The sequence below is a fragment of the Massilia mucilaginosa genome, assembly GCF_011682145.1.
GTDB classification, from domain to species: Bacteria; Pseudomonadota; Gammaproteobacteria; order Burkholderiales; family Burkholderiaceae_D; genus Telluria_A; species Telluria_A mucilaginosa.
Genome location: NZ_WHJH01000005.1, coordinates 191548 through 210408 on the forward strand (window position 1 = coordinate 191548; position 18861 = coordinate 210408).

The window sequence follows — 18861 nt, forward strand, 5'->3', positions numbered from 1 at the left end:
CCCAGGCCCACAGAAGAACAGTAATCTTGAGTGCTTTGTGCATCAAGCATCTCCTTCAAGGAAGAACAGCCGGCGCCAGGCCAGTGGCCGGAATCAGGCGCAGGCAGCCGCGCCTACGCCATCGCGCCCGACTTCCACGCGTTGACCAGTTCCGGCGGCCAGAACTTGTGCGGCGCGATCATCAGGCACAGCGTGTCGGGGTGGGTCAGCAGCGGGAACCAGGCGCCGTGCAGCACGTCGGCCGGCAAATGCTTGCGGATCGCCAGGAAGGAGGAAATCATCACGCGCCGGCGCGTGAGCACGGCGGGCACCGCCAGGTCCTGCGGGCGTTGCTGTTCGCTGGCCAGGCTGCCGACGATGTGCTGCAGCGCGGCTGGCGCCTCTTTGCCCTTGTATCCGAACAGCTCCACGGCGACGCGGTGCAGCGCTTGCGGGCGCGCTTCGAAATGGCGCTCGAGGCTGTACGCCAGCAGCGCCGGCATGTCGTGCGGACCCTCGGAAAACAGGGCCTTGTTGGCCTGGACCAGCGAGGCCCACACCACCATGCCTTTTTCCAGCAGCAGGTGCTGGCGGCGGTAGATCTCGGTCAGGCTGTCGCTGCCCATCCAGGCCGGGTTGTCGGCGCAGGTGGCCGCGTATTCTTCCGGCGTGGCCGAGCGGCGCCACTTCATGATGGCGTTGCGGACCTGTTCGAGCGCCTGCTCCATCGTGGCGTCGGCCGGCCAGTCTTCGATCTGGCCTGGCTCCAGCGGGCCTGCGCGCTCGTCGGCGGCCTGCGGCAGCAGCTTGCGCGCGTAGTCCAGCAGCGATTCGGCGCGCGCATCGGCCAGCAGCGTGCCGACGGTGGCCAGCGGGTAGGTGGTGTGCTCCACGCTGTCGAGAAAAGCCATGTAGCCGCGCGCGCGCGCACGCTGGCGCGCAAAGGCCGGGTGGGCGCGCACCATGTCGTCGTAGTTCATCCACTGCCACTGGCTGGGGTCGGGCGTGGCGCCGCGCACGACTTCACCCAGATAGGCGCCGGCCGCCTCGGTCGCGTGCGCCAGTTCTTGCGCGGGGATGGCGGCGCCCTGCTGGCGCACCTGGGCCAGCCAGGCGTCGAGATGGCGCAGCGAGGCGACGCTGTAATCGAGCTGCTCGCGCGCCAGTTGCGCGGCCAGCGGCAGGGCGGACTCGCCGCTCCCGAGCAGCAGCGCGCACAGGCGCGGAATGCGGCAGGCGATATCGTCGGCGCGCGCGCAGGCGCTGGCGTCGCTCACGGCCAGCTGCGCATACCAGCGCGCCACGCTGTCATGGGCGCCGTTGACGATGTGGTCGAGCACCTGCAGGTGCGGATGGCAGACGCGCCCGCGATGGGTGCGCACCACCGTCAGGCGGCGCTGGCCGCGCGTGACGTAGCCCCACTGGCCGCCGATCTGGCTGGCGAGCACGGAGCCGAGGTAGCAGCCGGCGCGCAGCGCCCAGCTGGAGGCGACCGGACTGGCGAAGGCGGTATTGGCCGGCTGCTTCGCGCGTTCGAGCACATACCAGGCGTGCAGCTTGTCGAGCAGGGCGGACAGCGCGTTGATGCTGGCGCCGCCGCCGTCGAGCGCGATGCCGTATTTGTCCCGCGCCAGCGCCACCAGCTTGCGCTGTTCGACGTCGGCGCTGGCATCGATCTCGCGCGCGGCGATAAAGCCGGGACGGTGCGCGGACAGCCCCGGGCCCGGGCTGACCATGGCGGCGCTGTGCGCCAGCGGGCCCAGTGGCTCCGATGCGAGGAACAGCTGCGCGCTGGCGTCGTGCACGAAACGGTAGGACGGGTGGTAGCCGGGATTGACGCCGACGGCGGCATCGACGCGCGCGGCGAGGTTGCGCAGCACGCGCAGGGTGGCGGCGTTGCAGGCTTCGGGCCGCAGCGCCAGGTCGATCGTCATTTCCCTGGCGCTGAAATCGGCCTCGTCGAACAGCTGCAGGCCATTCGCGCAGGGCAGGCCGGGAGGCACCTCGTCGGGCAAGCGCGTTTCGAGCTGGTCGGGCCAGAGCTGCTGGGCGCTGTCGACGCGGCGCACGCCGTTGGCGCAGGCGGCGCTCAACGCCGGCGGCAGGCCGGTGGCGCCGCGCAGCGGGGTATAGACCATCTCGAGCGCGTCGTCGAACACGGCGCAGCCGAGCTCGCGCATGCACTCCCACACCAGCGCGCGCAGCGGCGCGTCGAAGCGCGGGCGCTCGAAGCCGACGCACAGGGCGCCGCCGGTGCGCCCGCCGATCAGGGTGGCGCCGGCCGCCAGGCCGTTGGCGAAGGTGATCTCGGTGTCGTGCGCGCCGCGTCCGGGTTTGCCATGGCGCGCGAGGATGGAAAGCAGTACATCGAAAGGCATGACAGCGCTCTCGCCGTTGACGAAGCGCTGCAAGTAAAGAAATGTGGTCACGAAAATCCCGGAAAGGTGCAAAGGCACGTCAACGCGCCACCGTACATACGATTTATATATTTGCCGTATGGTACTTCAGAGCCCCGTTCCGGGTCCATCAAAGCGTTAGCATTGTGGAAAGAAAGTGACAGGCGCGCATGGCGCCCGGCGCTCAGGACGCGTAGGGATCGGGGTAGCCCAGCACGGCGAGGATGTCGCGTTCGAGCTGCTCCATTTCGGTCGCTTCGTCGTCGTCGTTGTGGTCGTAGCCTTGCGCGTGCAGCACGCCGTGCACGATCAGGTGGGCGCTGTGCTCTTCCACGGTCTTTTTCTGTTCGAGCGCTTCTTTTTCGAGCACGTCGGTGCAGAGGATGATGTCGGCGCGGGTCGGTTCATCCTCGGCGATGTCTTCGCCTTCGTTGTAGGCGAAGGTGAGCACGTTGGTGGCGTAGTCCTTTTCGCGGTAGTCGCGATTGAGCACGCGGCCTTCTTCGGCGTCGACGAAGCGGATGGTCAGTTCGGCCGGCGCGAACAGCGCCGCCTGCACCCAGCGCCGTACTTTCGGGCGCGTGATCGATTCCTGCAGGCGGGGGTCGGGATACTGGACCGACAGCGACAGCTTATTTTTTGCGGACATTTTTAGCGATAACAGGTTTCGGCAGGGCGGCCAGGTCGTCGACCGAGGCGGCCGATTCGTAGGCGTCGACAATGCGCGCCACCAGCGGATGGCGCACCACGTCGGCGCTGGAGAACTGGGTGAACGCGATGCCGCGCACGTCCTTGAGCACATGCACGGCGTCGCTCAAGCCGCTCTTTTGCGTCTTGTGCAGGTCGACCTGGGTGACGTCGCCGGTGACCACGGCCTTGCTGCCGAAGCCGATCCGGGTCAGGAACATCTTCATCTGTTCGACGGTGGTGTTCTGCGCTTCGTCGAGGATCACGAACGCGTGGTTCAGGGTGCGTCCGCGCATGTAGGCCAGCGGGGCGATCTCGATCACCTGTTTCTCGAACATCTTCTGGGTGCGGTCGAAACCGAGCAGGTCGTACAGCGCGTCGTACAAAGGGCGCAGGTACGGGTCGATCTTTTGCGTCAGGTCGCCCGGCAGGAAGCCCAGGCGCTCGCCCGCTTCCACCGCGGGACGGGTCAGGATGATGCGCTTGACGGCGTCGCGCTCAAGGGCGTCGACCGCGCACGCCACCGCCAGGTAGGTCTTGCCGGTACCGGCGGGACCGACGCCGAAGCTGATGTCGTGCTCCAGGATCGAGCGCAGGTACTGGATCTGGTGCGGCGTGCGTCCGCGCAGGTCGTGGCGGCGCGTCTTGAGCGTGGGGCTGTTGATCTCGATGTCGGGCAGCGCTTCGGTCGGGGTGCTGTCCGGGCTTTGCTGGCTGTGCAGGCCGGAGCGCTGTTCGACCAGCGCCAGTTGCACTTCCTCGATCGGGACAATCTTGTTGGCGACCGCGTAGAAGCGTTCCAGGATCTGGACCGCGTGTTCGGCGTTATGGCCGCTGACGATGAATTTTTCGCCGCGCCGGAAAATGGTCACGTCGAGCGCCGACGAGATCTGGCGCAGGTTCTCGTCGAGCGGTCCGCACAGGTGGGCAAGCCGCGTGTTGTCGAGCGGTTCGGGGATGAAGTAATGAGGCTGGATAGGTGTCTTGGTTTTCAACTGGCGCAGGCTAAAGTGTCACCGCGCGCAACGAGTTCGCCGCGCAGGGTGTAGTTAAAACTCTCGGTGATGCGCACGTCGGCCATCTGGCCGATCAGCGCGCTCGCATTCATGCCGGGCTCGAAATTGACGACCCGGTTGTTTTCGGTGCGGCCCTGCAGTTCGGCGGCGTTCTTGACCGACGGACCTTCGACCAGGATGCGCTGCACGGTGCCGACCATGGCGGCGCTGTACTTGCGCGTGTTGGCGTCGATCGCGGCCTGCAGCTGCTGCAGGCGCGCCAGCTTGACCTCGTGCGCCGTGTCGTCGGCCAGGTTGGCGGCCGGGGTGCCGGGGCGCTTGCTGAAGATGAAGCTGTAGCTGGTGTCGAAACCGACGTCCGCGATCAGTTTCATCATGGCGTCGAAGTCGGCCTGGGTCTCGCCCGGGAAGCCGACGATGAAGTCGGACGAAATCGACATGTTCGGACGCACCGCGCGGATGCGGCGGATGATCGACTTGTATTCGAGGCCGGTGTAGCCGCGCTTCATGGCGGCGAGTACATTGTCGGCGCCATGCTGGGCCGGCAGGTACAGATGGTCGACCAGCTGCGGGATCTTGGCGTAGGCGTCGATCAGGCGCTGGGTGAATTCTTTCGGATGGCTGGTGACGAAGCGGATCCGTTCGATGCCGGGAATGTCGGCCACGTATTCGAGCAGCAGGGCGAAGTCGGCGATCTCGCCGCCTTCCATCACGCCGCGGAAGGCGTTCACGTTCTGGCCGAGCAGGGTGATTTCTTTCACGCCCTGGGCGGCCAGGCCGGCGACTTCGGTCAGCACGTCTTCAAAGCGGCGCGAGACTTCTTCGCCGCGCGTGTACGGCACCACGCAGTAGCTGCAGTATTTGCTGCAGCCTTCCATGATCGACACGAAGGCCGAGGCGCCGTCGACCTTGGCCGGCGGCAGGTGGTCGAATTTTTCGATTTCGGGGAAGCTGATGTCGACCTGGGCGTCGCCGCTGGCGCGCCGTTCGCGCATCATCTGCGGCAGGCGGTGCAGGGTTTGCGGGCCGAACACCATGTCGACATACGGGGCGCGCTTGACGATGGCTGCGCCTTCTTGTGAGGCAACACAACCGCCGACGCCGATCAGCAGGTCGGGGCGCGCCAGCTTGAGCTCGCGCAGGCGGCCAAGGTCGGAAAAGACTTTTTCTTGCGCTTTTTCACGGACCGAGCAGGTGTTGAGCAAAATCACATCGGCGTCTTCCGGCGTGTCGGTGCGAACCAGACCGTCGGAGGCGCCGAGCACGTCGGCCATCTTGTCCGAGTCGTACTCGTTCATTTGGCAACCGAAGGTTTTGATGAAGACTTTTTTCTGCATGGAATGATCAACGTGGCGCTGCAGCCTGGTTTCAGGCGGGGTTGCCAGTTTATCGTAAATCAGCGGGTGCGGCCATGTTCGCGACGGCAGGCGCCACGGGACGCATGTTGCACTCCCGCCATTGCGGCGTGTCAACGGTCGAACTAGCCGTCCGTCACTCTTCCATGTAGTCCGGAAAAGTTTCCGTCAGAAATGTTTCACAATTGCTTAATTGCACACCACCTATTTCTTCTTGTAAATCAATGAGTTCCGAGGGAATTCTGTGGCCGGACTGAGGACAATAAATGTTCTTGCGTGCGCCACAATTTATCTCGCTGTGTTGAAATGACGATGTGACAAGCTTTCTGGCGGTTAGCTTGATTTCAAACAATGTCACTTATGTAAAGATAAGTTGTACTTATTGCATATGAGTCTAATAATGTGTTTGGAGTTTCAAGTGCGTTGGAAGTGAGTAGCGCAGAGCGCATACGATCCGGAAGCGCGCTTTTAAGCCAGTTATCAGATTTGTTCTGTTTAATCACGCTCAAGGGCGATTTTCCGGGAACTTATTAAGACGCGTATGGGTCTTTAACATAGTTCGTAACGGCATTATTTCAACCACTCACCACGAGGTAAAATCATGGCACACCATGCTCTGGCATCACAGGAAAGTTACAACCCCAACCACCTGCTCGACATTCTGCTTGGCAAAATGCAGCTGAAAAACGATGCAGCGCTGTCGCGCATGCTCGAAGTCGCGCCACCGGTCATCAGCAAGATCCGCCACCACCGCCTGCCGGTCGGCGCCTCGCTGCTGATCCGCATGCACGAAGTGACCGGCATGAGCATCCGCGACCTGCGCGACCTGATGGGCGACCGCCGCACCAAGTATCGCCTGTCGGACGCCCAGGGCCGTCCAAAAGCGACCGAGGAAAAGCCGGCGGCACCAGACGCATCGACGTCCGGAAACTATGCGCACTAAGTCCTCCGGCATGGCGGTGTCAGCTGTCATGCCAGCGGAACGGGGCGCCTGATTCCGCCTCTGCATGCAGAGGCGGGTCGGTCAGCCCATCAGGATCATCGTGATTTCTTCGTACTGCAGTTCGGTTTCGCGGAACACCTGCAGGTAGCATTCTTCGTTCAGTCCCAGTGCGGTCCACGCGACCGGTGACACGGCGGGCACCAGATCGTCGCTTTCGCGCCCCAGGTCGAGCGCATGCACGATGGCGTTGGCCACATGCACAATGGTGGCCAGCAAGCCTGCGTCGGGCGCGCCCGGATCATGGTGGAAGGCGATCGCCATCTTCATCGTATCCGAAAAATTCCAGTGTTCGGCCAGCGCCACGCCGGCCAGCACATGGTCCACACCCATCACCGCCAGTTCGGCATCTTGTACGTACGTATCGTTGGCCGCGCGGTATTCCATCACTTGTTGATACAGATCAGGGTAGCTGCTGACCAGCACCAGGCGCCCGATATCGTGCAGCAATCCTGCCGTGAAGGCGTAATCCTGGTTGAAGCGCACGCGCCGCGCCAGCACCTTGGCGCAGCAGGCGGTGCCGATCGAGTGGCGCCAGAAAGCCTTGTGGTCGAAGGCGGCGCAGCGGCCCTCGGCGAAGCAGCCGGTCAGGGCCGAGGCCGTGATCAGGTTGCGGGTGGTCTGGAAACCGAGGTAGGTGATCGCCTGCTGGATGGTGGTCACGCGCACCTGCAGGCCGTACAGCGAGGAATTGGCCAGGCGCAGGGTCTTGGCGGTCAGGGCCTGGTCGTGCGAGACTTTTTTGGCCAGCACCGTGATGTCGATGTCTTCCTGGTCGATGCTGGTGAGCAGTTCCATCACCACCGCCGGCAGCGAGGGCAGGTCGGCCAGGCGCTTGAGGACGTCGTCGAGCACGATGGCGCTCATAAGGCGGCCTCGCGCGCGGCGCGGTAGTCTTCTATATAGCGGCGCAGCGCGCTGGTGGCCCAGTCGTGCGGTTCGTCGGGCTTGTGCTTGCGGAACAGCTGTGCCAGGCGCTGCCCGCTGGCGGCGTGGTCGGGCCGGGGACTGGCGGCCGGCGCGGCGCCGCTGCGCAGCACGGGAACGGCGTCGATGCCGTGGCTGGGCAGCAAGGCGATGGTGCGGTCGGTCAGGATCGCGCCCTTGGGCAAGAGGATCTGTCCCTGGCGGTCGAGCAGATCGTCGGACAAGACCATTCCCGGCTCCACCTCGGCCAGTGCCAGGTGCTGGTAAGCTGCGCTCATAGGCATCCTCCCTCGTAAGGCTACGATCTTACCATTGCTGTCCGAGCCTGTGCGCCACGCAAAAAGCTTTACTTTTTGCGTGCCCACGTACGGCAATTTCTTGCCAAGGAGAAGGGCTTACCGTACATTCGGAGATGCATCGCGCACGCTGGTTGTCGGAAGGAGCTCAGTGTTGGCTGGAGCTGCTTATCGGACGGAGCTGCTTATCGGGAGGAATCGGATGTTCGGTATTCAAAGCCGGCTGAAACTGCTGTTCGTGGTGATCGTCACCCTGGTGCTGACCATTTCGGGCAGTTACACCCAGTATTCGCTGGGCAAGGCGCTCGAGGAGAGCAACCTGCGCCTGCGCAAGGGCGTGATCACGCGTTTGCAGATCAGCCTGCCGTCGGCGCTGTGGGACCTGGACAAGTCCAAGGTCGACAGCATCGTCGAGGCCGAGATGCTGCCGCCCGAAGTGGTGGCGATCCGCGTCTACGACAGCTCGGTCGGCCTGTTCGCCGGCAAGCTGCGCGCGGCCGACGGCAAGCTGGTCGGGGTCGATGGCGCGTCCGAGCCGGGCGGCCAGGCGGTCGACGCCCCGCTGGTGTTCCATGAAGGCGGCACGGCCAGCGCCTCGATCAAGCCGGTCTCGGTGGGCCGGGTGGTGATCAATTTCAGCCGCGCCCAGATCGACAAGGCGCTCGCTTCCGAACTGATGCGCAAGGTGATCGAAGTGCTGCTGCTCGACCTGATCCTGGTGGCGGCGCTGTCGCTGTCGCTGCGGGTGGTGTTCGAGCCGCTCAAGCAATTGCGCGACGGCTTGTTCGACCTGGCCACGCGCGGCACCGACGAGGTGGAGGAATTGCCCGAGAACCGGCGCGACGAGCTCGGCGAGGTGATCCGCGGCTTCAACCAGATCCAGCGCCGCCTGAAATCGACCATCGGGCGCATCCGCGAAGCCGAGGATGCGGCGCGCCGCTCGGCCCAGCAGACCGCCCAGGCGATGCACGACTTGCGCCAGACCCAGGAATCGCTGCTCCAGGCTGAACGGCTGGCCTCGCTCGGGAGCCTGGTGGCCGGGGTCGCGCACGAAATCAACACCCCGGTCGGGATCGCCCTGACCAGCGCCTCGGTGCTCAAAGCCGCCACCGACGAGCTGGAAATCGCCGTCAACGGCGCCGGCCTGAAAAAATCCGACATCCTGCGCTATGTCGAGACCGCCAGTGAAAGCGCGCGCCTGATCATGAACAACGCCTACCGCGCGGCCCACCTGATCCACAGCTTCAAGCAGATCGCGGTCGACCAGACCAGCGAGGCGCGCCGTCCCTTCGGCCTGCACGAGTACATCGAGGAAATCGTTTCCAGCCTCCAGCCCAAGCTCAAGAAAACCCCGATCTCGCTGGTGCTGAACTGCCCGGACGACATTGTGCTCGACAGCTACCCCGGCGCGTTCGCCCAGGTCATCACCAACCTGACCCTCAACTGCGTGGAGCACGCCTTCGAAGTCGATACCGCCGGCGAAATCATGATCAGCGCCCGGCTCGACGGCGAGGTGGTCGAACTGCACGTCAAGGATGACGGCAGGGGTATCGCGCCGGACGTGCTCGACCGCATTTTCGACCCGTTTTTCACGACCCGGCGCGGGCAGGGCGGCACCGGGCTGGGCCTCAATATCGTGTACAACCTGATCGTCAAGCAATTTCTCGGCACCATCGCCGTGAGCAGCACCCTGGGGCAGGGCACCCATTTCACCTTGCGCATCCCGCGCGTGACGCCGGTCGAGGGCGCTGCCGAGGGCGCGCCATAGTCACGCTGCTTGCGTGCGCCCAAGCGCGAGCGCTCGTTTTATTGTACGCTGGCCATTCTTGAAACGCGCCGCCCTCAAGCGCGCGTATCGCCCCGGCGCCCCGGCGATGCATTGCCAGCGGCTGCGCCCCTTCCATCTCAAAGGACCATCATGAAACTGTATTTCAGTCCCGGTGCTTGTTCCCTTTCTCCGCACATCGTCCTGCTCGAAGCAGGGCTGGCATTTACGACCGAAGCGGTCGATCTGCGCAAGAAGGTCACTGCCAGCGGGGCCGATTTCAGCGCCATCAATCCCAAGGGCTACGTGCCGGCGCTGGAAACCGGGCAGGGCGTCCTGCTGACCGAAGGCCCTGCCATCGTGCAATACCTGGCCGACCTGGCCCCCGAGAAAAACCTGGCGCCCGCCGCCGGCACCCCGGAGCGTTATGTGCTGGTCGAGTGGCTCAACTTCATCTCGACCGAACTGCACAAGAACTTTGCCCCGCTGTTCCGCCCGAATGCCGGCGCCGACCTGGTGAACTATGCGCACAGCAACCTGGCCTTGCGCCTGGGCTATGTCGAACGCAAGCTCGACGGGCGCGACTACCTGACCGGATCGCAGTTCACGGTGGCCGACGCCTATCTGTTTACGGTGCTCAACTGGGCGGGCGTGCTCAAGTTCGATCTCTCCAGCTTTCCGTTGGTACAAGCCTTTCACAAGCGCGTGAGCGAGCGGCCGATGGTGCGGCAGGCCATGCGCGACGAAGGCTTGCTCAAATAAGCGCCGCGCTCGATGACCGGACAACGCTGTATCGCGCTGCTGCGCGGCATTAACGTCGGGCGCGCCAAACGGATCGCCATGGCCGACCTGCGCCAGCTTGTCGGCGAACTGGGCTGCACGGACGTACGGACCTTGCTCAACAGCGGGAATGTGGTGTTCAGTGCGCCACCTGGTGCGCCACGTAGTGCGCCGCCCCGGGCGCGCGCCAGGATCGCCGCGCGCATCCAGGATGCGATGGTGGTCAAGCTGGGCGTGGTGGCCAGGGTAATCGTGCTCGGCAGCGACGAACTCGAGCGCGTGATCGCCGCCAATCCGCTGCTGGAGGTGGCGACCGACCATGCGCGCCTGCTGGTGTTCGTCTTCAGCGACCCGGACGCGCCGGCCTTGCTGGCGCCCCTGGCCGCTACCGACTGGGGGCTGGAGGTGTTGTCCGTGGGCGAACATGCCGCTTACCTGTGGTGTCCGGCTGGCGTGCTGGAAAGCAAGGCGATGGCCGCGATGAGCAAGCTGCTCGGCGACGGGCTGACCTCGCGCAACTGGAATACGATGTGCAAGCTGCAGGCGCTGTGCGCCGAGCCGGCCAAAGGCTGACGCGACTGGTAGTGCGGCCGCCGGCAGGCAAAAAAAATCCCGCGGCCAGCGGGATTTTTATGCAATTCTATGATTACTGGAACTTCTCGCCACTTTCGCGGCGGGCGCGGTAACCGATCAGCACCAGGCCGAGCAGCATCATGGCGAAGACTTCAGGCTCGGGCAATTCCGACATGTGCGGGGCGGGCATCGTGGCCATCTGCATGGCGTTCATCCGCGGCTGGCTGTCCACATGGGCGGCGGCCGCCTGATGGTTGTCCAATACCTCGATAGCGCTCGCTGGTGCGGCGGCGACCAGGGCAAGCATGAAAGCTGCTGCGACTGCGTATTTTTTCACGGTGTTTCCTCTTCTTTTTGGTTTCCGCAAGAGCATGATGACTCATGCTGCATTGCAACCAGATGAGCACTAAATGCGAATCACCCGGGTATGTATTTAACCACGCTCACCACCGATTTCAAAGCCATTCCGCTCTAAACGTCGTTTTTTTGATGTTTTATTGACCAGAGGAATTAACATTTCTCGGCAAATGCTGCGCTGCGGCAAAACGCAAGGAAACTGTCAAGAAGACACGAGGATTGCCCCGTGTTACAGCTCGCTGTCGCGCGACAGCAATCCGTGGCAGTAAGCGGTATCGGACAGGTCGACCGCGCCGGTCAGATGGTCTTCTTCGGCGGCGCGGCGGGCGCCGAACAGGCTGGCGAAATAGGCGAAGAGACGACGCATGTGACTAATCCATTCGTGGGTTTTAAGGATCATCTAATGATCGCGATTTACCATCAAGGGCTGATACGAAATGTTACGAACATACCTGCATTTCCCAAGCGGGCCTTGATGTTGCTCAGGTCCACCACAAGACGCATTGTCGAGTTGATCAGAGGTGTTGCGTCGCAAAATTTTTTCAGCAGATCAAGGTATACCTGGCATTTTTTTGGCGGTATAGTCTCCCTAATCCTATTGCTTCCAGGCATCAAACTGATGGCATAGGGGCACGCATGGGCCACATCGCCCGTCGTGCGGATGTACCGTCAGGCGACATCGATTGGCCACATGGTTTGCGGAAATTGTCATGGTCACATATCGAACGTCGCTGTCACTGCCGCTCCCCATCATTGCGCGGCAGAAGAACGATGTTTGCATAGAAATTCCGTCCGCAGCCACCATTCATAGAGTAACCACATGCCCAATCTTGCCAAGCTTCAGCTCGCCCTCAAGAATGTCTACGTGCGCATCGGCGCCGGACTCCTGTTCGTCCTGCTTGTCGGTTTGGTCATCTATAACGCCGATGTGGAGCAGGACACCAGCCCGCTGGTCCATTCGCAGGACATTTCGCGCATCACCGCGCTGGCCTCGCAGAAGGACAAGCTGGAATACCTGATGGTGGCCAAGCCGCTGTCCGAGTCGCCGCGCTACATCTTCAAATTCAAGGATGCGCCCCAGCTGCACGTGATCAAGGTGCCGAGCACCTCGCACCTGAGCCTGGAGCGCGAAGTCCTGCTCAAGAACGCGATTCCGTACTCGATCGCCAAGGAAGACTACCTGGCCTCGCACAAGGCGGTCCTGCTCGACGAAGGCCAGAACGCCGCCAGCGCCGAAGCGGTCGCTTTTCTGAAGCGCCACGCGCTCGATATCTTCCTGATCCTGCTGATTCTCTACGCGATCAAGTTCGGCATCCCCGGCATGGGCATGAGCGCCGCCGTCATCATGCCGGACAAGCTCAAAGGCAGCATGGATGACCTGATCGGCATGGACGACATCAAGCAGGAAGTGCTGCACCTGGAAGACATGATCCGCAACCGCAGCGAATACAAGTCGCACAACATCGACAAGCCGTTCAACGTGATGCTGACCGGCCCCGCCGGCACCGGCAAGACCAAGCTGGTTGGCTACCTGGCCAAGAAACTCAACGTGCCGCTGATCCAGGCCTCCGGCTCGGCGCTCGAATCGGGCTACGTGGGCGGCGGCTCCAAGGCCTTGAATGCCCTGTACCGCAAGGCCTGCGCGCGCGGCAGCTGCATCATCTTCCTGGACGAAGCGCAAACCCTGTTCATGCCGCGTGGCCGCGGCGAAAAGAAGTGGGAAGACGACACCGCCAACACGCTTCTTGGTTTGCTCGACGGCGTCAAGAGCGACAAGGGCGCCGGCGTGATCTGGGTGGTGGCCTCGAACTTCGACGATGCCTCGGTCGAGATGGACGACGCGATGCTGCGCCGTTTCTCGGTCAAGATCAACTTCCGCCTGCCGAACAAGGGTGAGCGCGGCCAGCTGCTCAAGAGCTTTTTGGGCCGCAAGAAGGACGGCCTGGTCGACTGGAACGACCTCGATCTGGGCCAGGTCGCCGAAATGACCGCCAACCTCAGTCCCGCGCTGCTCGAAACCGTGGTCGAACGCGCCAGCATGATCTCGATCCAGGAAAAGGCGATCATCAACACCGATCTGATGTTCCGCGCTTTCGAGCGCGCCACCCTGGGGCTGACCGATCGCGCCACCACGGCCGAAAAGCACAAGCAGCGCGAGCGCGTGGCGCTGCACGAACTGGGCCACTTCTTTATGCAGATCGATCCGTACCTGCGCCAGGGCCTGTCGCTGGCCGAGGTGAAGGAAAAATCGCACCTGCTCAAGATCAGTACCGAGTCGGTGTCGAAACTGGGTGCGCTGGGGTATGTGCTGCAGTCGGGCGATGACGTGTCGCTGCGCACGCTGGAAGAACTCGAGCAGGACGTGATCCAGCTGTACGGCGGCGTGGCGGCCGAGGAGCTGTTTTACGGAGCGCGCGGGATTTCGGTCGGCAGCCAGAACGACATCGAAAAAGCGACCAAGATGCTCAATCTGATGGTCAACCGCCTGTCGATGTATTCGCGCTCGAAGATCGACTACACGCAGCTGAAGAACGAAGGCGGCGGCGAGCACACGATCCGCCAGGTGGAACAGAAGTCCGATGAGCTGTACACCTACACCCTGGGCGCGATCCGCGATTACAAGGCGGTGATCGAGTCGCTCAAGGATACTTTGCTGGACCAGTACGTGCTGTCGAAGGATGCCGTCTTCGCGCTGCTGGAAGAGCGCCGCGATCTGCTGGCGTTCCACGTGGCCGGCCAGCGTTTGGGTAACCTGAAACTGTGTACCGAGGCCGCTGCGGTTTAAGCATCGACTGTAAAGGTTAGTACCAGCTAAATATGCTTCGTCGTTCCCGCGCAGGCGGGAACGACGATTTGGTGGTTAGTGCGGCTTCGCCGCCGCCAGATCCAGGCTGATTCTCTCCGCCATGCTGCGCGCCAGCTCCCGCTCTCCGACGAACACCTGGCTGCCGGTCTCCTTGCGCAGCAACTCCGCCTCTTCCTCGTTATGCGTGCGCACCAGCGTACGAATCCCCGGATTGAGCGCGCGCGCCGTCTCGATCATGGCGCGCACATGGAAGGTATCCGGCGTGGCGATCACCAGCAAGGCCGCGCGCGCGATGTGCGCCTGGATCAGCACCGCCGGTTCGGCCGCATTGCCCACCACCGCCGCAATATCGCGGCGGCGCAGCTGGTCGACCAGCTCGCGGTTCTGCTCCGCCACCACGATGTGCACGCCCTGGGCCGTGAGCGAGTCCGCAATCATGCGCCCGACCCGCCCGTACCCGACCAGCACCACCTGTCCGCTCAAACGTTCCTGCGGCACCGACATCGGCAGTTCGGCCAGCGGATCGGTCGAGCGTTCCACCTTGCGCGCCGCGCCCGATCGTTCGCGCAGCGCGCGCTGCAGCGGTTCGATCAGCTTGAACAGCAGGGGATTGAGCGCGATCGAGATGATCGCCCCGGCCAGAATCAGGCTCTGGCCTTCTTTCGGCAGCAAGCCGAGCGACATGCCGAGCGCCGCCAGGATGAACGAAAACTCGCCGATCTGCGCCAGGCTGGCAGACACCGTCAGCGCCGTATTGAGCGGATAGCGCAGCGCGATCACCAGCGCAAAGGCCACCAGCGACTTGCCGAACATGACCACGGCCACCACCGCCAGTACGCGCAGCGGGCTTTCGACCAGCACCATCGGATCGGCCAGCATGCCGACCGACACAAAAAACAGCACCGAAAACGCATCGCGCAGCGGCAGCGATTCTTCGGCCGCGCGGTGGCTCAGGGGCGACTCGCGCAGCACCATCCCGGCAAAGAAGGCGCCCAGCGCGAACGACACACCGAACAATTCCGATGAACCGTAGGCGATCCCCACGGCGGTAGCGACGACGGCCAGCGTAAACAACTCGCGCGAACCGGTGCGCGCCACGCGCCACAGGAACCACGGGAACAGCTTGCGCCCGACCACCAGCATGAACACGATGAAGGCGGCCACCTGGCCCAGGGTCAGCCCCAGGGTTTTCCAGATGTTCGCGTCCGGCCCGGCGGCGCCGCCGTCCGGGCCTGTTCCGCCCAGCGCGCCGGCCAGCGCCGGCAGCATCACCAGCATCAGCACCGTGACCAGGTCCTCGACCACCAGCCAGCCGACCGCGATGCGGCCGTTGATCGAATCGAGTATGCCCAGGTCCTCCAGCGCCCGCAGCAGCACCACCGTGCTGGCCACCGACAGCGCCAGTCCGAACACCAGGCCCGCGCCCAGGCTCCAGCCCCACAAATACGCCATGCCGATCCCCATGCCGGTGGCCGCGCCGATCTGCAGCACCGCGCCAGGCACGGCGATGCCGCGTACTTCCATCAGGTCGTCCAGCGAAAAGTGCAGGCCCACGCCGAACATCAGCAGCATCACGCCGATTTCTGCCAGTTGCCCGGCCAGCGCCACATCGGCCACGAAGCCCGGCGTGGCCGGGCCGATCACGATCCCCGCAGCCAGGTAGCCGACCAGCGCCGGCAATTTGAAGCGCACGGCGATCATGCCGAATATGAGGCCGAAGCCCAATGCGGCGGCGATGGTGGTAATCAGGCTGATGTTGTGGTGCATACGGACGCTCTCCTCGTGATGGGCGGAGCCCCCAGTATAGTTTACATCGCCCTGTACAGATGCTTACGGAATGGTGGCCAGCGCCAGCAACACCTTGCGCACCGAGGCGCGTACGGCCAGAAATTCGTCGCGCCGCCCGCTTTTATCGAGCCGGAACAGCATCAGGCCCTCGATCTGCGCCACCATCAGGATGGCGCGCTGGCGGTATTCGTCGTCGCCGATGGCGGGATTGAGGCCGCGAATGAGCTTGAAGATGGCCTTGCGCTCGCGCGCCATCATGATATCCATCAGGTTCGATGCGAAGGCGTTGCGCGAGGCCAGTGCCCAGATCTCGAAAAAGATCGCGTGCGTCACCGGGTCGGTGATCTCGTCCAAAAACATGTCGCAGGTCGAGAAAAACTGGTCCAGGCGCGGGGCGCCCGCCATGGCCGCCGAAATCGAATCCATCTTCGACTGGAACAGGTCCATGGTATAGAGCAGCAGCGCTTCGAGCAGCGCATCTTTGCTCTGGTAGTAGTGCTGCACGTTCGACAGGCTGATGCCCACATCGGCCGCCACGCGCCGCATCGACAGTCCGGCATACCCCTCGGCCGCCAGCAAGGTGCGCGCCGCGCGCAAAATGTCGTGGGCCCGCCCCAATCCTTTTTCGGTGGTGACGGAGGACTTGTGTCTGAGGGCGCTGGCGAGGGTAGGGGACATGGGCGCGATTATCGCATGGCGCTATGCAAAGCAGGTCGGCTGACCTATAATCGGCGCACTAGGTCGAGCGACCTAGTTCATAAAAATATCCAGGAGACGCGCATGAGCCGCAAAGTTTTTGTCACTGGCGTGGGCATGATCCCCTTCGCCAAGCCGGGCGCCAGCGCGCCGTACGACCAGATGGGCGCCCTGGCCGCGCGCCAGGCGCTCGACGATGCCGGCGTGGCTTACGACGACATCGAGCAGGCCTACGCCGGCTATGTGTACGGCGACTCGACCAGCGGCCAGAAGGCGCTGTACCAGGTCGGCATGAGCGGCATCCCGATTGTCAACGTCAACAACAACTGTTCCACCGGATCGACCGCCCTGTTCCTGGCGCGCCAGGCGATTGCCAGCGGCGCCGCCGAATGCGTGCTGGTGCTCGGCTTCGAGCAAATGAGCCCGGGCGCGCTCGGCTCCGTGTTCGCCGACCGTCCCAGCCCGTTCGAACCGTTCGACCGTGTGACCGATGAACTGGTCGGCATGCCCGACATGCCGCTGGCGCTGCGCTACTTCGGCGGCGCCGGCCTGGCCCACATGAAAAAGTACGGCACCCCGTTCGACGCCTTTGCCAAAATCCGCGCCAAGGCCAGCCGCCACGCCGCCAACAATCCGCTGGCGCTGTTGCGCAAGGAGGTGAGCATCCAGGACGTGCTGGACGCGCCCATGATCTGGCCGGGCGTGATGACGCGCCTGATGGCCTGCCCGCCGACTTGCGGAGCCGCTTGCGCCGTACTGGTATCGGAAGACTTCGCGAAAAAGCATGGCCTCAGGGCCGACGTCTACATCGCCGCGCAAGCCATGACCACCGACCGCCCCAGCACGTTTGAGTCGGGCGACATGATGCGCCTGGTCGGCTACGACATGAGCCGGGTTGCCGCCGCCAAGGTGTACGCGCAGGCCGGCATCGGCCCCGACGAACTCGATGTCGTCGAACTGCACGACTGCTTCGCCCACAATGAGCTGATCACCTACGAAGCGCTGGGCCTGTGCCCCGAGGGCGGCGCCGACAAATTCATCAGCGATGGCGACAACACCTACGGCGGCAAGGTCGTCACCAACCCGTCCGGCGGCCTGCTCTCGAAAGGGCACCCGCTGGGCGCGACCGGCCTGGCCCAGTGCTTTGAGCTGACCCACCAGCTGCGCGGCAGCGCCGGCGCGCGCCAAGTGGACGGCGCCCGCGTCGCCCTGCAGCACAACCTGGGCCTGGGCGGCGCCTGCGTGGTCACCATGTATCGAGCCGCGTGAATCGGGCCGCATCATGGAGATGAACGTGTGCGGTACCTCGCCCTGGATGACGGCCGAACTGGAAGGCTTTCGCGATAGCGTGCGGCGTTTTGTCGCCAGCGAAGTCGCGCCGCACCAGCAGCGCTGGCGCGAGCAGCAGCACGTCGACCGCGCGCTGTGGCACAAGGGCGGCGCCATGGGCATCCTGTGCGCCGACATTCCCGAGCAGTACGGCGGATCGGACGGCAGCTTTGCGCACCAGGCCATCGTGTTCGAAGAACTGGGCTACGTGGGCGACATGGCCTTCGGCATCCACGTGCATGCCATCGTCGCCCACTACCTGCTGAACCAGGGTACCGAAGCGCAAAAACTCAAATACCTGCCCAGGCTGGCCAGCGGCGAAATGGTGGCGGCGATCGCCATGTCGGAACCCGGCGCCGGCTCCGACCTGAAAGGCATCCGCACCAGCGCCGTCAAAACGGCGGACGGCTACAAGGTCAACGGCTCCAAGACCTTCATCTCGAACGGCTACCTGGCCGACCTGGTCGTGGTCGTGGTCAAGACCGATGCCGAGGCGGGCGCGAAGGGCGTCTCGCTGCTGCTGATGGAAACGAAGGACAACCCCGGCTTTCGGGTCGGCCGCATCCTGGAAAAGGTCGGGCAAAAGGGGCAGGACACCTGCGAACTGTTTTTCGATGATGCCCATGTCGCGCTCGACAATGTACTCGGCGGCGTCGAAGGCCAGGGCTTCGCCCAGCTGATGACCGAGCTGCCCTACGAGCGCACCATTCTCGGCGTGGCCGGCGTGGCCGCGATCGAACGCGCATTGCGCCTGACGGTCGACCATACGCGCGAGCGGCGCGCCTTCGGCCAGGCCCTGATCGAGATGCAGAATACCCGCTTCGTGCTGGCCGAGATCAAGACCGAGGCCACCATTGCGCGCGTCTTCATCGACCGCTGCATCATTGATACCATCAAGGGCCGCATGGATACGGTCACCGCCTCGATGGCCAAATACTGGATCTCGGACCTGCAATGCAAGGTGATCGACCAGTGCGTGCAGCTCTTTGGCGGCTACGGCTACATGCTCGAATACCCGATCGCCCAGATGTACGTGGACGCGCGCGTGCAGCGCATCTACGGCGGCGCCAATGAGATCATGAAGGAAATCATCGCCCGTTCACTGTAGGAG

General features: G+C 63.7%; 17 protein-coding genes. 7 read left to right on the forward strand and 10 right to left on the reverse strand.

Going from position 1 to position 18861, the window contains the following annotated elements; translation table 11 throughout:
- Nucleotides 1-113: 113 nt before the first annotated feature.
- The 4 genes from F2P45_RS07235 to miaB all read right to left on the reverse strand — a co-directional run bounded on the left by F2P45_RS07235 (nt 114) and on the right by miaB (nt 5415).
- Nucleotides 114-2408, reverse strand: a complete 2295-nt coding sequence (locus tag F2P45_RS07235; protein WP_166872040.1) for a hypothetical protein — start codon at nt 2406-2408, stop codon at nt 114-116.
- Nucleotides 2409-2559: 151 nt separating this feature from the next.
- Nucleotides 2560-3024 (reverse strand): rRNA maturation RNase YbeY, encoded by a 465-nt coding sequence (gene ybeY / locus F2P45_RS07240; RefSeq protein WP_166872043.1) that lies wholly within the window; start codon nt 3022-3024, stop codon nt 2560-2562.
- Complete coding sequence (locus F2P45_RS07245; RefSeq protein ID WP_166872046.1) at nt 3008-4057, reverse strand: PhoH family protein; 1050 nt, start codon at nt 4055-4057, stop codon at nt 3008-3010. The genes ybeY and F2P45_RS07245 overlap by 17 nt, the downstream gene beginning before the upstream one ends.
- Nucleotides 4054-5415, reverse strand: coding sequence for a tRNA (N6-isopentenyl adenosine(37)-C2)-methylthiotransferase MiaB (gene miaB / locus F2P45_RS07250; RefSeq protein ID WP_166872049.1), 1362 nt, complete (start codon nt 5413-5415; stop codon nt 4054-4056). The genes F2P45_RS07245 and miaB overlap by 4 nt, the downstream gene beginning before the upstream one ends.
- 619 nt (nt 5416-6034) lie before the next feature.
- On the opposite strand from miaB, the gene F2P45_RS07255 reads away from it, so the two are divergent.
- Nucleotides 6035-6376: a hypothetical protein gene (locus F2P45_RS07255; RefSeq protein WP_166872052.1), complete on the forward strand. Its 342-nt coding sequence runs from the start codon at nt 6035-6037 to the stop codon at nt 6374-6376.
- Nucleotides 6377-6457: 81 nt separating this feature from the next.
- On the opposite strand, the gene F2P45_RS07260 is transcribed toward F2P45_RS07255, so the two are convergent.
- Together F2P45_RS07260 and F2P45_RS07265 are read right to left on the reverse strand one after the other, a co-directional pair.
- A complete protein-coding gene (locus F2P45_RS07260; protein ID WP_166872055.1) occupies nt 6458-7300 on the reverse strand; it encodes an HDOD domain-containing protein in 843 nt (280 codons plus the stop codon).
- Nucleotides 7297-7638 carry a hypothetical protein gene (locus F2P45_RS07265; protein WP_166872058.1) on the reverse strand — a complete coding sequence of 114 codons (342 nt, stop codon included), beginning with the start codon at nt 7636-7638 and terminating at the stop codon, nt 7297-7299. Before F2P45_RS07265 ends, F2P45_RS07260 begins: the two co-directional genes overlap by 4 nt.
- A 220-nt stretch (nt 7639-7858) precedes the next feature.
- Between F2P45_RS07265 and F2P45_RS07270 the strand changes: the two genes are divergently transcribed.
- The 3 genes from F2P45_RS07270 (at nt 7859) to F2P45_RS07280 (ending at nt 10774) form a co-directional block, all read left to right on the forward strand.
- On the forward strand, nt 7859-9424 hold the full coding sequence (locus tag F2P45_RS07270) for a sensor histidine kinase (RefSeq protein WP_166872061.1): 1566 nt from the start codon (nt 7859-7861) through the stop codon (nt 9422-9424).
- 150 nt (nt 9425-9574) lie between these two features.
- Nucleotides 9575-10183, forward strand: coding sequence for a glutathione transferase GstA (gstA, locus tag F2P45_RS07275; protein ID WP_166872064.1), 609 nt, complete (start codon nt 9575-9577; stop codon nt 10181-10183).
- A 12-nt stretch (nt 10184-10195) separates the two neighbouring features.
- On the forward strand, nt 10196-10774 hold the full coding sequence (locus tag F2P45_RS07280) for a DUF1697 domain-containing protein (RefSeq protein WP_166872066.1): 579 nt from the start codon (nt 10196-10198) through the stop codon (nt 10772-10774).
- A 73-nt stretch (nt 10775-10847) separates the two neighbouring features.
- On the opposite strand, the gene F2P45_RS07285 is transcribed toward F2P45_RS07280, so the two are convergent.
- Nucleotides 10848-11111 carry a PEP-CTERM sorting domain-containing protein gene (locus tag F2P45_RS07285; RefSeq protein WP_166872069.1) on the reverse strand — a complete coding sequence of 88 codons (264 nt, stop codon included), beginning with the start codon at nt 11109-11111 and terminating at the stop codon, nt 10848-10850.
- A gap of 249 nt (nt 11112-11360) precedes the next feature.
- The gene (locus tag F2P45_RS07290; RefSeq protein WP_166872072.1) at nt 11361-11498 is read right to left on the reverse strand and encodes a hypothetical protein; all 138 of its coding nucleotides are present in this window, start codon (nt 11496-11498) and stop codon (nt 11361-11363) included.
- 453 nt (nt 11499-11951) lie between these two features.
- On the opposite strand from F2P45_RS07290, the gene F2P45_RS07295 reads away from it, so the two are divergent.
- Nucleotides 11952-13916, forward strand: coding sequence for an AAA family ATPase (locus F2P45_RS07295; protein WP_166872075.1), 1965 nt, complete (start codon nt 11952-11954; stop codon nt 13914-13916).
- Between the two features lie 75 nt (nt 13917-13991).
- Here the strand turns inward: F2P45_RS07295 and F2P45_RS07300 are convergent, their stop codons facing one another.
- On the reverse strand, nt 13992-15704 hold the full coding sequence (locus tag F2P45_RS07300; RefSeq protein ID WP_166872078.1) for a cation:proton antiporter domain-containing protein: 1713 nt from the start codon (nt 15702-15704) through the stop codon (nt 13992-13994).
- Nucleotides 15705-15767: 63 nt separating this feature from the next.
- On the reverse strand, nt 15768-16403 hold the full coding sequence (locus F2P45_RS07305) for a TetR/AcrR family transcriptional regulator (protein ID WP_166872081.1): 636 nt from the start codon (nt 16401-16403) through the stop codon (nt 15768-15770).
- 102 nt (nt 16404-16505) lie between these two features.
- On the opposite strand from F2P45_RS07305, the gene F2P45_RS07310 reads away from it, so the two are divergent.
- Complete coding sequence (locus tag F2P45_RS07310; RefSeq protein WP_166872085.1) at nt 16506-17690, forward strand: lipid-transfer protein; 1185 nt, start codon at nt 16506-16508, stop codon at nt 17688-17690.
- Between the two features lie 13 nt (nt 17691-17703).
- Nucleotides 17704-18858 (forward strand): acyl-CoA dehydrogenase family protein, encoded by a 1155-nt coding sequence (locus F2P45_RS07315; RefSeq protein ID WP_166872087.1) that lies wholly within the window; start codon nt 17704-17706, stop codon nt 18856-18858.
- The last annotated feature ends 3 nt before the right edge of the window (nt 18859-18861 follow it).